This window comes from Roseibium sp. (genome assembly GCF_048260565.1).
Taxonomy (GTDB): domain Bacteria; phylum Pseudomonadota; class Alphaproteobacteria; order Rhizobiales; family Stappiaceae; genus Roseibium.
Window position 1 is genome coordinate 528,951 of sequence record NZ_JBLXGP010000002.1, and the last position, 14,358, is coordinate 543,308.

Annotated in this window: 11 protein-coding genes; 5 read left to right on the plus strand and 6 right to left on the minus strand. The window is 59.7% G+C overall.

Features of this window, described 5'->3' with window-relative positions; genetic code table 11:
• Positions 1–104 precede the first annotated feature (104 nt).
• From ACN0SO_RS06850 to purD, 4 genes are all read right to left on the minus strand, one after another.
• Positions 105–965 carry a patatin-like phospholipase family protein gene (locus ACN0SO_RS06850; protein ID WP_417675882.1) on the minus strand — a complete coding sequence of 287 codons (861 nt, stop codon included), beginning with the start codon at positions 963–965 and terminating at the stop codon, positions 105–107.
• Between the two features lie 192 nt (positions 966–1,157).
• Positions 1,158–4,370 (minus strand): putative bifunctional diguanylate cyclase/phosphodiesterase, encoded by a 3,213-nt coding sequence (locus ACN0SO_RS06855; protein ID WP_417675884.1) that lies wholly within the window; start codon positions 4,368–4,370, stop codon positions 1,158–1,160.
• A gap of 479 nt (positions 4,371–4,849) precedes the next feature.
• Positions 4,850–5,764 carry an alpha/beta fold hydrolase gene (locus tag ACN0SO_RS06860; protein ID WP_417675886.1) on the minus strand — a complete coding sequence of 305 codons (915 nt, stop codon included), beginning with the start codon at positions 5,762–5,764 and terminating at the stop codon, positions 4,850–4,852.
• Between the two features lie 90 nt (positions 5,765–5,854).
• Positions 5,855–7,144, minus strand: a complete 1,290-nt coding sequence (gene purD, locus ACN0SO_RS06865) for a phosphoribosylamine--glycine ligase (RefSeq protein ID WP_417675888.1) — start codon at positions 7,142–7,144, stop codon at positions 5,855–5,857.
• 265 nt (positions 7,145–7,409) lie between these two features.
• Between purD and ACN0SO_RS06870 the strand changes: the two genes are divergently transcribed.
• Both ACN0SO_RS06870 and ubiA read left to right on the plus strand, forming a co-directional pair.
• Positions 7,410–8,663: a diguanylate cyclase gene (locus ACN0SO_RS06870; protein ID WP_417675890.1), complete on the plus strand. Its 1,254-nt coding sequence runs from the start codon at positions 7,410–7,412 to the stop codon at positions 8,661–8,663.
• A gap of 67 nt (positions 8,664–8,730) precedes the next feature.
• Complete coding sequence (ubiA, locus tag ACN0SO_RS06875) at positions 8,731–9,675, plus strand: 4-hydroxybenzoate octaprenyltransferase (protein WP_417675892.1); 945 nt, start codon at positions 8,731–8,733, stop codon at positions 9,673–9,675.
• Between the two features lie 52 nt (positions 9,676–9,727).
• On the opposite strand, the gene ACN0SO_RS06880 is transcribed toward ubiA, so the two are convergent.
• Positions 9,728–10,993, minus strand: coding sequence for a GGDEF domain-containing protein (locus ACN0SO_RS06880; protein WP_417675894.1), 1,266 nt, complete (start codon positions 10,991–10,993; stop codon positions 9,728–9,730).
• Positions 10,994–11,116: 123 nt separating this feature from the next.
• On the minus strand, positions 11,117–11,713 hold the full coding sequence (locus tag ACN0SO_RS06885; protein WP_417675896.1) for a DUF6101 family protein: 597 nt from the start codon (positions 11,711–11,713) through the stop codon (positions 11,117–11,119).
• A 231-nt stretch (positions 11,714–11,944) separates the two neighbouring features.
• On the opposite strand from ACN0SO_RS06885, the gene ACN0SO_RS06890 reads away from it, so the two are divergent.
• From ACN0SO_RS06890 to ACN0SO_RS06900, 3 genes are read left to right on the plus strand one after another with little or no spacing between them, the layout of a single operon-like run.
• Entirely contained in the window at positions 11,945–13,288 is a 1,344-nt protein-coding gene (locus tag ACN0SO_RS06890) for a TldD/PmbA family protein (protein WP_417675898.1), read from the plus strand.
• Positions 13,275–14,072, plus strand: a complete 798-nt coding sequence (locus ACN0SO_RS06895) for a 3'(2'),5'-bisphosphate nucleotidase CysQ (protein WP_417675900.1) — start codon at positions 13,275–13,277, stop codon at positions 14,070–14,072. Before ACN0SO_RS06890 ends, ACN0SO_RS06895 begins: the two co-directional genes overlap by 14 nt.
• 34 nt (positions 14,073–14,106) lie before the next feature.
• Positions 14,107–14,346 (plus strand): DUF4170 domain-containing protein, encoded by a 240-nt coding sequence (locus ACN0SO_RS06900; protein ID WP_417675902.1) that lies wholly within the window; start codon positions 14,107–14,109, stop codon positions 14,344–14,346.
• Positions 14,347–14,358: the final 12 nt, after the last annotated feature.

Genomic DNA, 14,358 nt, shown 5'->3' on the forward strand with positions numbered 1-14,358 from the left:
ATCGATCAAAGTCTCCATTAATATGAGACTAGAGTCGCGTTACGGAATTAATTTTTTATTAATTTCAGACTTGGGTAAAATAATTAGGTAGTACTGTCTATGAATTATATTTGAGATATTTCTTGGCGTTCATTGGTAAAACTGTGGAGGATGAGGTCTTCCAGCCGGGTGCGCAAATGACCCCGCAATGGTTCCGTTCGTTCCAGAATGTCCTTTGTTTTCAGGAAGTCCAGCACACGGACGTTGTCATGTTCCGGCTGAACGAGGATGTCAGGCCGCTGCTGTTGCAGCTTTCCGGCGGTAATACTTTGCATCAGGATTTGCGATGTTCCGAACAGGGATTCCATGGTGGTCGGCAACTCCCGTCCCGGCTGTCTTACCGGTGCGCCGACCACATCGACAGCGACGACTATGTCGCAATCCGCAGGCAGCCTGTCGAAGGGAAGGGGATTGATCACGCCGCCGTCGATCAGGATCCGGCCCTGACGCTCGACCGGCTTGAAGACCGCGGGAATGGCGATCGAGGCGGCAATGGCCGGCAGCAACGGGCCGGAACCGATTGACACTTCAGAGCAGCCGTAAAAGTCCGTCGCAATGACATTGAGCGGCGTTGCGAGGTCTTCGAAGGTATCTGGAAGATATTCTGCGAGGAAGACATCCAGCACCTTCAGCGGATCGAATGTGACAAGGTTGCCGGTGAAGACTTCCGCGAAGCGTTTCGGCCGCAGCTTCCACAGGTGAGACAGGACCGTGTTGCGATCCGCAAACGTCTGAAGTGCAATCTCGCGGATGTCCGCGCCGGTCAGGCCGCTTGCGTAAGCCGCACCCATGATCGCGCCGATCGAGGATCCGGTAATCGCACAGGGCCGGATACCCAGGTCGTCGAAGGCCTCCAGCACCGGAATATGCGACATGCCCCGAGCGCCTCCGCCCCCGAGGGCAAGGCCGATGCGCGGTTGCGTCATGGGTCGGTCTCCTTTGTTGCCCAATTCGAAGGTAGGGATGCGATGGGCAATCTTCAAAGCCCCGGATTCATCTCGTGGGGCCCCGCTGGCGGGAGCCGGCGAGCGTAAGTGCGATCCCAATGCGGCAGGAAATGATATCGCCTGTCCCTTGTCCGAGACACCCTTGGGGGTGTTTGAGGCCGGAAGGGAAGGTCAGATCATGGAAACCAGCTCTTCGGGAGCATCCTGAAGCCAGCCCGTGATGTCCTCATAGGGCATCGGTCGGGCGATGTAGTACCCTTGGACCGAGAAATCTCCCATCATCTGGAGCCGGTCGATTTGCGCTTCCGTTTCCACGCCTTCGCAGATCAGGCCGATATTGAGCGCCCGGGCCAGATGGATCAGCTGATTGACGACGATTTCCTTGCGGTTGTCATCGAGGATCTGGGCCGTGAAGGAGCGGTCGATTTTCAGACCGTTGATCGGCAGGTCCGCCACATGAGACAGCGATGCATAGCCGGTGCCGAAATCGTCCAGCTCGATATGCACGCCAATCCGGTGCAATTCGTCGAGAACCTGAACGTTGTCGGAGCGGCTGTTGTCGAGGAACACCGATTCCAGCACTTCCGCGGTGATCTTTTCCGGACCCACGCCATGGCGCTCCATCGCCTTGTCGAAGTCGTGGAGCAGGGTTCCCGAGGTGAGGTGCGAAGGCGACAGGTTGACTGCGATCCGCCCGAATTCCACGCCGAGATCCTGCCATGACCGGGCCGCGGCCAGAGCCTTGTTGATCACGATCTCTCCAAGCGTGGAGGCGAGATTGGATTTCTCCACGACAGGCAGGAAGGCGCCGGGTCCGAGAGTGCCGCGGGTCGGATGCTGCCAGCGGACAAGCGCCTCGATGCCCGTCACCCGCTGGGTGCGGATATTGACCTGCGGCTGGAACACGAGGAAGAACTCGTCTCGCCGGATCGCCTGGCGCAGCTCCTTGTCCATGCGCGCTTCTTCGTCGCTGTCGATCTTCATGTCGCTGGTGAAGTAGCTCCAGCGGTCCTTGCCGTTGTCCTTCGACCGGTAAAGGGCCAGATCGGCGTGAACCAGAAGGGTGCCGAAATCCTCGCCGTCTTCCGGGCAGCGGGCGACGCCCATGCTGACCGACGGCCAGATCTGGTTGCCCTCGAATTCCATCGGCGCACGCATGACGACATTCAAACGTTCGCACAATTCTTCAGAGTCCGACCCCGGGTCTTCGGCGATCACCACGAATTCGTCGCCGCCCCACCGATAGGCGGTCCCCAGTCCGACGCAGCAAAGTTTGAGCCGCTCGCCGACCTCTTCGAGACAACTGTCGCCGGCCGTGTGTCCGAGCGTGTCGTTGATGCGCTTGAAGTTGTCCAGGTCCATGTGAATGATGAACGCTGGCCGGTCGGGATTTTCCGGGCCGAACAGACGTTCCGCCTCACGCTGGCAACCGGCCCGGTTCGGCAATTGGGTCAGGGCATCAAAATAGGCCATCCGTTCGGCCTTTTCCCGAGCCGCCTGGGTTTCCCGCTCGCGTGCCATCCGTTCGGAAATGTCATTGGCGATGGCAACGATGAGATCCTTGTTGCGCTCGCGATGGACCTGCAGGCGCACTTCGACCGGATATTCCGAACCGTCCTTCCGTTTCAGATTGCCATCGATGTTCAGGAGGGTTTTCTCACCGCTCAACAGCGGCCGGATGAGATTGCGGTAATACTCTTCCGAATAGTCCGGATTAACGTTCCACGCATGCAGGATCAGCAGCTCTTCCATCGAGTAACCGAGGTTCTCGCGGGCGCATTTGTTTGCATGCTCAAACAGGAATGAGTTTGCGTCAAAGACGTAGACTTCGTTCAATGAGGCTTCGAGAATACCGGCCAGGCGCTGGTTCTGCTCCTGGGCTGCGTGCCAGTCCGTGATGTCATGGGTTGTCCCGATAACCCGGGCCGCCACGTCGTTTTCATCGGCGATGACATAGCCGCGCACCCGCAGGTAACGGATCGAGCCGTCGCGACGGACAATCTGGTGTTCGAAGTCGAAATCGGCGCATTCCTTGATCGCCTTGTCCAGGCAGGCCTCTACGTAGGGGCGCTCGGGGGGCGGGATGATCCGGTAGAGATATTGTCTGGCGACGATCGGATCCGTATCGCCCGGCAAGCCGACGATCCGGAACATTTCCTGGGTCCAGTGCAGCATCCCGGTCGTCAGATCCCGTTCCCAGCTTCCCACGGCCGCGATCTTCTGCGCTTCAATAAGCCGGTAGCGGCTGTGTTCCAGTTCCTTGGTATTGGCGGCAACTTCGCTTTCCAGTTTTTGCCGCGTTTCGCGGATCGAGTTCTGGAGCGAGAAAATCAGGCGTTTGAAGATGAACCAGGAGAAGATCGCAAGGATGATGCCGATCAGGAGCGAGACCCCGGTGCTCCTGGCGAAGGAGCGGAAGCTGTCTGTGATGTCGTGCAGAAGGATCAGCGTGCTCGGATTGCTGCCGTCGGCCATGGTCAGGGGGACGCTGGAGAGCACTTTCAGGCGTCCGCGGTCCGTGAACATCCTGGACAGGAACGAACTGGAGGAGAGGGCCTGCTCGAGTAACGTGTCGAAATTTTCCGGAAGATGCCCGGACGTTGCTTTCAGGTAGGCATGATCGCCGCTGCTGTCCCATCCGTCGGAGCGCAGCATAAGCCTCGGATTGTTCTTCAGGTGATCCTTGGAATAGACCTCCAGAACTTCCGTATTCAATGAAGAACCGATCAGTATCAGTGGCCGGCGAAGATTCATGGTCAGCTTGATGAATCCGATCAGTTTACCGTCCACCTTCCAAGGTCGAACGACCGCGATGGCTGTCTGCCCGGTGCTATCCAGTTCAAATCCTCGGGTGACCCGGTCGACCGTCTTCGCCAGGCGAACGAGATAGGTTGTGTCCGCCTTTTCGAACAAGCCCGGCTCAAAAGCCTGATATTCGTGGGTTAATCCCGCATCGTAGATCGTGAACTCGGAGACGTCGTGAAAGGTCTCCATTTCGGCAAGCAGCTTGGTGGCCGCGGCACGGATATTGTCCGTGCTGCCGCTCTTCATGGCCTCGATCATTGCGCTGTTGGTGGTAATTCCCAGAAGCGTCTGTTCAAGTCCGGATGTGCCGGTTGCCTTTTGATGCTGGAGCAGCTTTTCCGCCGTGTCTGTCGCCTGATCCAGCGGAGCTTCCAGGTTATGATATTCATTGACGAAATTTTGCGTCGTCAGAGCCGCTACAGTCAGGAAGAGAAAGAGCAGGAAGATCGCCTTGAGGGGTCTGGCGATCTGGCGGCCGCCGGCGGTCCATTCGCGTAAAATACGGTCGAGGCGCGCGGAAAACCGCGCACCATACGAACGATTGCCATTGGTGTTCGACGATGGTTCTTCGACGCCCACAACTAACTCCCCGCGCAGCCTTCGGCTGCTTTTCCTGTGATGTTGATGCGTCGGTACAAGGCGCAGGAACGTGGAACTCTTGTCTATGGTTTCCTCGAATGGGCCTAAGACGCACCATCAACAGCAAGCAATTTACACGGTACAAGTTAACCCGAATTGAATCTTTCAAGATTAACCAGCCGGTAAGGTATTGGGCGGGCAGTAAAAATCCCGGAATGCCTTAATATGATGCCGGAAAACGCAATTGATCGGGCGTCGAGGATGTTCGGGATGCGAGATGTAAAGGTTGAATATCCGGGGAAAACTTGGAATTTCCGACGGAGGAGGTAAAGCCTGCGCCAAGGTGGAGCTTCTGATGTAACGTCTATGTTTCAGGTTGTTTTGGTTGTTTCAAATATGGCAGGCCCGCTCGCTAAAGTGACAGATGACGGCGTATTGGTCTTGTCCGCAGTGCCTTTTAGAATATTTTTCTCACTGTTTCAGGCCGCTTTTTCTAAAAATGGCAATAGTTTGTCCAGAAGCTCTGCCGGATTTTCTTCGGCCACAAAATGACCGCCGCCAATCGCGAATCCCTGGACGTCGGATGCCCAGCGCCGCCAGACATCGAGGGGCGTTTCGCCCGATTGCGCGATGCCCGCGCCGCCCCACAGGGCAAGGAGCGGAACGTCGATTCGTCGCCCGGCTTCCACGTCTGCCTTGTCATGGTCGAGGTCGATGGTTGCGCCGGCACGATAGTCTTCACAGGTTGCCGCAATCCGGTCCGGTTGACTGAAGAAATCGTGATAATGAGCAAGCGCATCCGGATGAAAGGCGGAAAGGTCCTTTGCCGCGGTCCAGCTCGCCAGCGTATGGTCCAGATAATAGCCGGCCGATGCGGCTATCATGTTTTCCGGAAAGGGAGCCGGCTGCGCCAGGAAGGCCCAGTGATAGATCTTGAGCGCGAAGGCCCGGTCCATCCGCCGCCAGTAATCGAAGGTCGGCAGAATATCGAGGACGGCGATCCTGGTGAGGCGGTCCGGGTGATCGAGCGCCATGCGGTAGGAGACCCGCGCGCCGCGGTCGTGTCCGACAAGCGCAAAGCGATCATGTCCCAGAGACAACATCAGATCGACCAGGGCTTCTGCGACGGCCCGCTTGGAGTAGGCAGCGTGATTGTCACTGAGTGCCGGGATGGAAGACCGGCCGTAGCCTGGCAGATCGGGGACCACAAGCGTGAAGCGTTTCGCGAGCTCCGGCGCCACCTTGTGCCACATGACGTGGGTTTGCGGATATCCGTGGACGAGAAGCAGGGGCTGCCCCCGACCGCCCACGCGGCAGAACAGACTTCCGGATCGGGTTTCGACATGACGGGTTTCGAAGCCCGGAAAAAGGTCCGGCAATGCGGCGTCCGACATGTGATCTCTCCCTCGGCTGTGATCTGCGCCGGGAGATTTGCACGGTCAAAATAGGCGTGCAAGTCACGCCTTGCGCGATACGGGAAAGCTTCAGCGGTCCTTGGACGACTTTTCCCGGGAGATCGCCCGCCAGCCGATGTCGGAACGGCAGAAGCCGTCGGGCCAGTCGATCCTGGCAATAGCCGTGTAGGCCTTGTCCCTGGCGTCCTCGACAGATTTTCCGACCGCGGTGATGTTCAGAACACGGCCGCCGTTCGCAAGAATCCTGTCCCCGTCGGCCTTGGTTCCTGCATGAAAGATTTCGATATCGGGATCCTGCGCGGCGTCGTCCAGGTTCCGGATCTCGGTGCCCTTCTTGTAGGATCCGGGATATCCCTTTGCCGCCATGACCACGGTCATCGCCACGTCGTCTTTCCAGCGGGCGGAGACCTTGTCCAGGGTTCCGTCTGCGGCGGCCAGCATCAGGGTCAGGATATCGTCCTTCAGCCTGACCATCAGGACCTGGCATTCCGGATCGCCGAAGCGGGTGTTGTATTCGATCAGTTTCGGCCCGTTTTCGGTAATCATGAGCCCGGCATAAAGCACACCCTTGAACGGGGTGCCACGCCTGGCCATCGTCGCGACGGTCGGCTCGATTATGTCCGACAGGGTGCGCGCGACGAGCTCCTCGGTCATGACCGGAGCCGGCGAATAGGCGCCCATGCCGCCTGTATTGGGGCCCTGGTCGCCGTCGAAGGCACGCTTGTGGTCCTGTGCCGTCGCTAGCGGCAGGGCGGTCGCTCCATCGACAAGCACGAAGAAACTGGCTTCTTCGCCGGTCAGGAATTCCTCGATGACGACCTCGGCTCCGGCGTCGCCGAAACTGCCGTCAAAACAGGCCTCGACGGCTTCAACCGCCTCGTCGAGCGTCATGGCCACGACAACGCCCTTGCCTGCGGCCAGCCCGTCGGCCTTGACCACGATAGGGGCACCTTTTTCGCGCACATAGGCGAGCGCAGGGTCTTTGTTGTCGAACCTGGCGTAAGCTGCCGTGGGAATCCCGGCTTCGTCGCAGACACCCTTGGTAAAGGCCTTGGAGCCTTCCAGTCGGGCCGCGGCCCTGGTCGGGCCGAAGGCCTTGATGCCGGCTGCGGTCAAATCATCGACCAGACCGGCAACGAGCGGTGCTTCCGGTCCGACAACGACGAAGTCGATCGCCTTTTCCCTGCAGAAGGCGATCACGGCCCCGTGGTCTTCGATGGCAAGGGACACGAGATCGGCGACCTGCCCGATCCCCGCGTTGCCCGGCGATGCGTAGAGTTTCGTCAAAAGTGGCGAATTGGAGATCGCCCAGGCCAGGGCATGTTCGCGGCCACCGGATCCGATCAGGAGGATGTTCATGGCGGGCTGTCTCTCAAGGCATTGCGGATGCGCTGCCGGAAATCCGGTTCCCGCAGCGTGGTCAGATCCGCGGTCACCTAGCATGCCGGGTCGGGATCGGCAATGCGAAGGCGAGGGTCTGCCCACAGCCGCGGGCGGTTGCCAGGAGCGTTTCCCCTAGGGAAGATTGCATAATTTTTGATGCAAATTGAACATAAAGCAGTCAGCGCCCTCCTTAGGTGCAGTCGAGGGCTTGTGAAAAAATACATTGTTGCTACAGAAAGGTATGCTCCTCGCGAATACCGCTCTTCTTGTGGCGGAGGCCACCGTTTATTTCACCGTCATGATGACACTGTTGCACGCTCGCCGTGTAATAGGCATCGGTGTGTTCATGTGTGCGCTCGGGGTCATGCACTTTCTGGAGACCTATCTGGCAAGTGTTTTTTACGTCGAAACGCCTGTCGGAATCCTGTCGCCCGGGTCGACGGTGCTGTTTACCGGCAAGTTGTTGATGATCCTGTTGCTTTACATTCGCGAGGATGCGCTGGTCGCCCGCCAGCCGATCTACGGCCTGCTCATCGGCAACTTCCTGATCGTCGCCCTTGTGATGTTGCTGCGCAACCACGTTACGGTCGATGCCGTTGGCGGCCGGGTGCCGGATATCGGATTTGTCGACGAGATGGGATGGCTCATGGTCTGGGGAACCAGCCTCCTGTTCATCGATTCCATCGCCATTATCCTGCTCTACGAGCGCCTTGGAAAATGGTTCGGCCGTCACTTGTGCATGCGGTTCCTGGTTTCCGGCATCGTTGTCCTGACGTTCGACCAGGCGGGATTTTTTCTCGCGCTTCGTTATGTTTCCGATGTGCACACAGACGTGTTTTTTGGCGGATGGGCCGCCAAAATGGCAGCGGCTCTCGTCTACACCCTGTTTTTCACGGTCTATCTGAAATTCTTCGATGATGAGAATTCATGGCTGACCAACCGGTCGTTCAAGGATGCTTTCCAGATCCTGACCTACCGGGAGCGCTACGAGGACCTGCTTCAGGTCGTGAACAAGGATCATCTGACAGGCGCATTCCACCGCCGGTATTATGACACGACTGCGCCCGACGTTTTGAAATCGGGACTGGAAAGGAGCAGTCCCGTCAGTTTCCTCGTCATCGACATCGATTTTTTCAAGGCCGTCAACGATCGGCTCGGACACCAGACCGGTGACGAGGTCCTGAAGACGATTGCCCAACTGCTGCAGGAAAACCTGCGCTCCGATGACCATCTCTACAGATACGGCGGCGAGGAATTCGTGCTGATCTGCGATCGTTTGGGCAGTGAGGCTGCATGTTCCCTCGCGGAGCGGATCCGTAAGCTCGTCGAGCGCTTTTCGCTTGTCTATCTGCCGGAAAAGGTGACGGTCAGTATCGGGGTTGCGAGTGCGCCGGAAGACGGGCGAACCATCAAGGCTCTGTTCGAAAAAGCCGACAGCCGCCTCTATCAGGCCAAGAGTTCAGGCAGGAACAGGGTCGTCGGTCCGGCTGCCTGAGCTCTCCGGCCATTCTTTGAAGACAAAGGTCTCGCAACCGGAGCCTAGTCGGGTTAAACCGTGGCCCATGTTTTTTTCGACGAAAGATACCGGTCCTGTCGCGGATGCGGTTAAGCGCCATTGGGTCGATATGCATCTGCCGGCCTGGGCGCGGCCTTACGCGCGCCTGGCGCGCTGGGAACGGCCGATCGGCTGGTGGCTGCTGCTGTGGCCGTGCTGGTGGTCGGCGGCCCTGGCAGCGATCGCACAGGAGGCGCCCTGGCCAAACCCTTGGCACCTGGCACTCTTTCTGATCGGTGCGGTCGCCATGCGCGGCGCAGGCTGCACTTACAACGATCTCGTTGACGAGGACATTGACGCACAGGTGGAGCGGACCCGCTCGCGGCCGATCCCGGCCGGTCAGGTCAGCCGCCTGCAGGCGAAGGTCTTTCTGGTGCTGCAGGCGCTGGTCGGCCTCGTGGTGCTGGTCCAGTTCAACGCCTTCGCCATCGGCCTCGGCGTGGCTTCGCTTCTGCCGGTGGCCATTTACCCGTTCATGAAGCGCGTCACCAACTGGCCGCAGTTCTTCTTAGGATTGGCCTTTTCCTGGGGCGCTCTCATGGGATGGGCAGCGGCTTTCGGGTCCTTGGGCTGGGCGCCTGTGGTTCTTTACATCGGCGGGATCTGCTGGACCATCGGCTACGACACCATCTATGCCCACCAGGACAAGGAGGATGACGCCCTGGTCGGCGTCAAGTCGACGGCGCGGCTGTTCGGGAGCTGGACGAAACCCGCCATGTTCCTGCTCTATGCGACGGCGACGGCCCTGTTCATCCTTGCCGCGAGCCTTGCCGATGCGGGCCCCGCTGCCTTCGCCGGTATCGTCATAGGGGCAGCGCATCTGGCGTGGCAGGCCATCGTTCTCGACATCGATGACCCGGACCAGTGCCTGAAGCTGTTTCGTTCCAACACGAGTTACGGCTGGATCCTGTTTGCAGGCTTCGTCGTTGACAGCCTGATCCACTGGCTCTGAAAAAATCGAGAAAGCAGCTCGAGCGGCCGGGCATCACGTGCCGTGACCGGGATCAGGCCACCTTTGAGGGCCGCGAAAAGTCTTGCCGGGGCCGGGCAGAGGCGCGCGGCTTGTCCGGTTCGCTGTCAGAGGACGCGGTGTTGCTTGTGACCATGGACATCGCCAGCCGGTTGCGGCCACGGCGCTTCGCGTTGGCAAGCGCAAGGTCCGCAGCGCGCAGGGCATCCTGAATATCGGTCTCGCCAATATCTCCTCCGCTCAAACCCGCACTGAGCGTGGACCGCAGACGGCCTTCCGTCGCGCTTTCGCTGGATCTGGCGTATTGCTGCCGGATCTGTTCGGCCAGTAACGCTGCCTTTCCGACCGGGATGCCGCCGTAAAAGACTGCAAAGCAGTCGCCGTTCAGGTGGCTGGCGAAGATCCTGTCTTCGCTGGCGCTGTCATCGCAGATCCGCGCCAGGAGTTGAAGGATGGCATCTCCGAGCACCTGACCGTATTTGTCATTGGCGGCCTTGAACCGGTCGATATCGAAAATGGCGATCGCAAACGGAGCGTGCGTGCTGTCCTGATTGGCGATCCAGGCATTGACCTGTTCGCCGAATGCCCGCCGGTTGGCCAGACCCGTAAGAGGATCCATCCGTGCCTGGCTCCGGAAGAAGAGCTGCTCTTTCTCGATGATCATCGCAAAGATCAGGATGATCGCCGCAACGGTGCAAAGCAGGGCGCCCAGCAGGTAGATCTTGGCAAAATCGCGCTGAAAGGTGAAAGGCAGCGACGGGTCGTGGGCGGCATAGGCGTTTATGGCGTAATAGGCGCTGCCAGCCGCCAGGACGAATGTGGTCACCCCGTTGAGGCGCGCCGTGTAAAGATTGTCGCGATTGCGGGTAAAACAAAGCAGCGAGATCCAGATCAGGCTTGCGCCGAGGGCACACTGGACAGCGATAATCCGGGCGGTGGTGTTTTCCAGAAATGGCGGATAGGCACACAAGGCCAGCCAGAGGATTCCGGGCAATGCGGCCAGTGCGGCATATGGTTTTTGCCCGAAAAAGACGCTGATTGCCATACGCGCGAGCCCGACCCCGAACAACAGGAGCGCGTTGCCCATCACGATGCTCGCCCAGTCCGGAATAAACGTACGGAGGCCGACCATCACGTTTCCGAGCCCGAGAAACAGATGCGTCAGGGACCAGATGCCGATGCTGGAGAGTTGGGCTTCGAACCGGTTCGAAAACAGACGCCAGACCAGGAAGAACAGAATTCCTCCTGCAAGATGGACAACCGTGATGGCGATCAGCAATGTGGATGCGTCGATTGGCATAATGCTTTTTTCCCGGACCGCGCATACACGCGGTCCATTGGACGGAATGATCCGTCGAATCTAGCGGGAAATCGTCAATTTTACCTTACGATATTGATAATTTTCACGATCGGATTTTACGGATCAGGTTCGGGCGATGATCTCGCGCTCGTCCCGATGGATCATCCTTGCGCCCTCATTGGAGCCGGATTTACGGCGAACCAGGAAACGGGGCCTACGTCCCGTCAGGAGGGCCATCCTGCGCCGCGGCGCGGGACCAGCGGAGGGCCGTGCGGAGTAGGCCTCGATCGGCTTGACCTTGCCGCCCAGGTCACAGACCAGCATCGGCAGGCCGAGGGATTTCGACCATGCGGGCCAGAGGGCGGCAAGTTCTTCCGGATTTCCGGTTTCGGCTAGAAGGACCGACAGGCCTTCGTCCGGATGTTTCAGGATCAGTTTCGCGCAGACGGTGCCGTTCTGGTCCGCCGGAGCGATCTGAACCATGACGCCGGCAAATGTCTTCACCGGAACCACGGTGCCGGAAGGGGTGCCGGAGGAAACGGGATTGATCATCACGCGTTCCCGGTCGAGATTGATTTCGACCGTCTGGAGATCCCGATCACCGTTCGAAAACGAACCGGCCTTGCCTTGAAAGGTCAGCGGCAGGTGGCCGGGGTCGAGCGGGAATTCCCTGCTCGCCCCGGCTTCTGTGGCCGCCTGATATGCTGTTTGACGTCCCAATGTGCCTCTCCGTCGGACCTGTTATGTTTCTGGTCTCGCGAATGAGGTCAATCTAGCAGCACGATGTACCGATCAGCTTAACAGGCACGGTTAAAAAAGTCTGATTTTCAAGAGGGTTACCGAATTCTCACCGATGCATTCATGTTTTGTGAACCATGGTGTTTGTCGCCGCTCCTTGCCCTTGGCAGGACATCGTCCTAAACAATCCCACAATCAGGAGAACCGAGATCCATGTCAGACATGATTGACCAGAGCGAACTGGAAAGCCGGGCAACGCGCCTGGTCGAGGCTGCGAAGAAGGCCGGAGCGGATGCGTGTGACGCGGTCGCGCTCACCGGTGTGTCGCTTTCGGTCGATGTGCGTGACGGCAAGGTTGAGGAAACCGACCGGGCGGAAGGAGACGACGTCACCCTGAGGGTATTCGTCGGCAAACGCACTGCCTCGGTTTCGGCGAACACGATAGATGACCCGCAAGGGTTGGCCGAACGGGCCGTCGCCATGGCAAGGGTCGCGCCGGAAGATCCCTTTGCCGGGCTGGCCGATCAGAACCGGCTGCTGACCAGCCTGCCCGAGCTGGAAATGCTGGATGCCCGGGAACTGGACGCCGGGGCCCTCACGGACCTTGCCCGTGAAGCCGAAGAGGCGGGGCTTGCGGTCGCTGGCGTCACAAAGTCAGGCGGCGCCGGTGCGTCCTGGCGCCTGGCGGGGGTCGTGCTTGCGACCAGCCATGGGTTCTCCGGGGCCTACCTGACATCGCGTTACGGTCTGTCGATGACCGCAGTTGCCGGTGAGGGCACCGGGATGGAGCGCGACTACGACTACGATTACCGGACGTTTTTCGAAGACATGGAAAACCCGGCCGACATCGGCCGGCGGGCAGGCGAACGGGCGGTGCGCCGGCTCAATCCGCGAAAGATTTCGACCCGAACGACCAACGTCCTTTATGAATCGCGCGCCGCGCGCAGCCTGCTCGGGCATCTCGGCGGAGCGATCAACGGCGCGTCCGTGGCCCGCGGCTCCAGCTTCCTGCGCGACAAGATGGGTGAGCGGATCTTTGCTCCGGGGATCACCATCGTCGATGACCCCTTCAAGCCGAGGGGCGCTGCGACCCGTCCTTTCGATGGCGAGGGGACGGGGGCGAGCGTCCTGAACATGATCGACGACGGCACTTTGAAGCACTGGTTTCTGGACAGCGCGTCGGCGCGCGAACTTGGGCTTGAGCCGAACGGACGCGCCCATCGCGGCGGCTCCGGCACGGCGCCCGGTCCGACCAACCTGACGCTCAATCCCGGCGTGAAATCCCCGGAGGAACTGATGAAGGAGGTCGGTGAAGGCCTGTTGGTGACCGACCTGATCGGTCACGGCGTCAACGGCGTGACCGGCGACTATTCGCGTGGAGCCGCCGGTTTCTGGTTCGAGAACGGCGAACCGGTCCAGGCCATCAGCGAGATCACCATCGCCGGCAACCTGAAGGACATGTTTGCCCGGCTTGTGCCGGCGAGCGACCTCGATGCGCGCTATTCGGTCGCGAGCCCGTCGATCCTGATAGAAGGACTGGCCCTTGCCGGAGACTGATCCGAACCTGGAAGATCTCGTCCTGCTGGAAGATGCGGCAAGGCAGGCCGGTGAGATTGCGCTTTCCTTTTTCGGCGGCGATCCGAGGACCTGGTTCAAGGACAACAAGTCACCGGTTTCCGAGGCCGATATGGAGGTCGACGGCTACCTCGCTGAGGTTCTTCGCATGGCCCGGCCGGACTACGGCTGGTTGTCGGAAGAAGCGGTCGACAACAAGGAACGTCTGGCCCGTCCGAGGACCTTCATCGTCGACCCGATAGACGGTACCCGTGCTTTTTTGGCAGGCGGCGATGAATGGACGGTGGCGCTTGCGGTCGTGGATCACGGCCGGCCGGTCGCCGGCGTGGTCTATTGCCCCGTTCGCCGGGAACTGTTCTCTGCTGTTGCGAACCGCGGCGCCCGGCTCAACGGCGAGAAGATCACCGTTTCCAGCCACAATGCGGTTGAGGGCGCGCGCCTGTCCGGCCCGCATTCGATCGTGGCGAACGACAAGATTCTGAAGGCCGGTTTCGAGCGTATGCCGAATGTCCGGTCGCTGGCCTACCGGATCGCTCTGGTTGCCGCGGGGCGGGTCGAAGTTGCCGCGGCGCGTGGCGGTCCCAGTGATTGGGATCTTGCGGCTGCCGATCTTTTGGTGCAGGAAGCGGGCGGCAGGTTGACCGACCTTAACGGGAATGGTGTTACCTACAACAAGGAAACCACCCGGCACCCGGGCCTGATTGCGGCGCCGAAGCGCCTTGTCGGGCCAGTGTGCGATACCATCTCAGCAGCCGTCGGCACATAGCGGGTACGGCATTCTAAGCAGCGGGATTTGAACAATGAGCGAAACCGAATCTCCCAAGCAGCTCCTGCATCTTGTGTTCGGCGGTGAGCTGGAAAGCCCGGAAGGCCTGACGTTCCGGGATCTCGACGATCTGGATATCGTCGGCATTTTCCCGAATTACGCGAAGGCCTATGAGGCCTGGAAGGCAAAGGCCCAGGCCACCGTCGACAATGCGCACATGCGTTACTTCATCGTCCATATGCACCGGCTGCTGGATCCCGACGCTAATGCATGAGCCCAAGCCAGG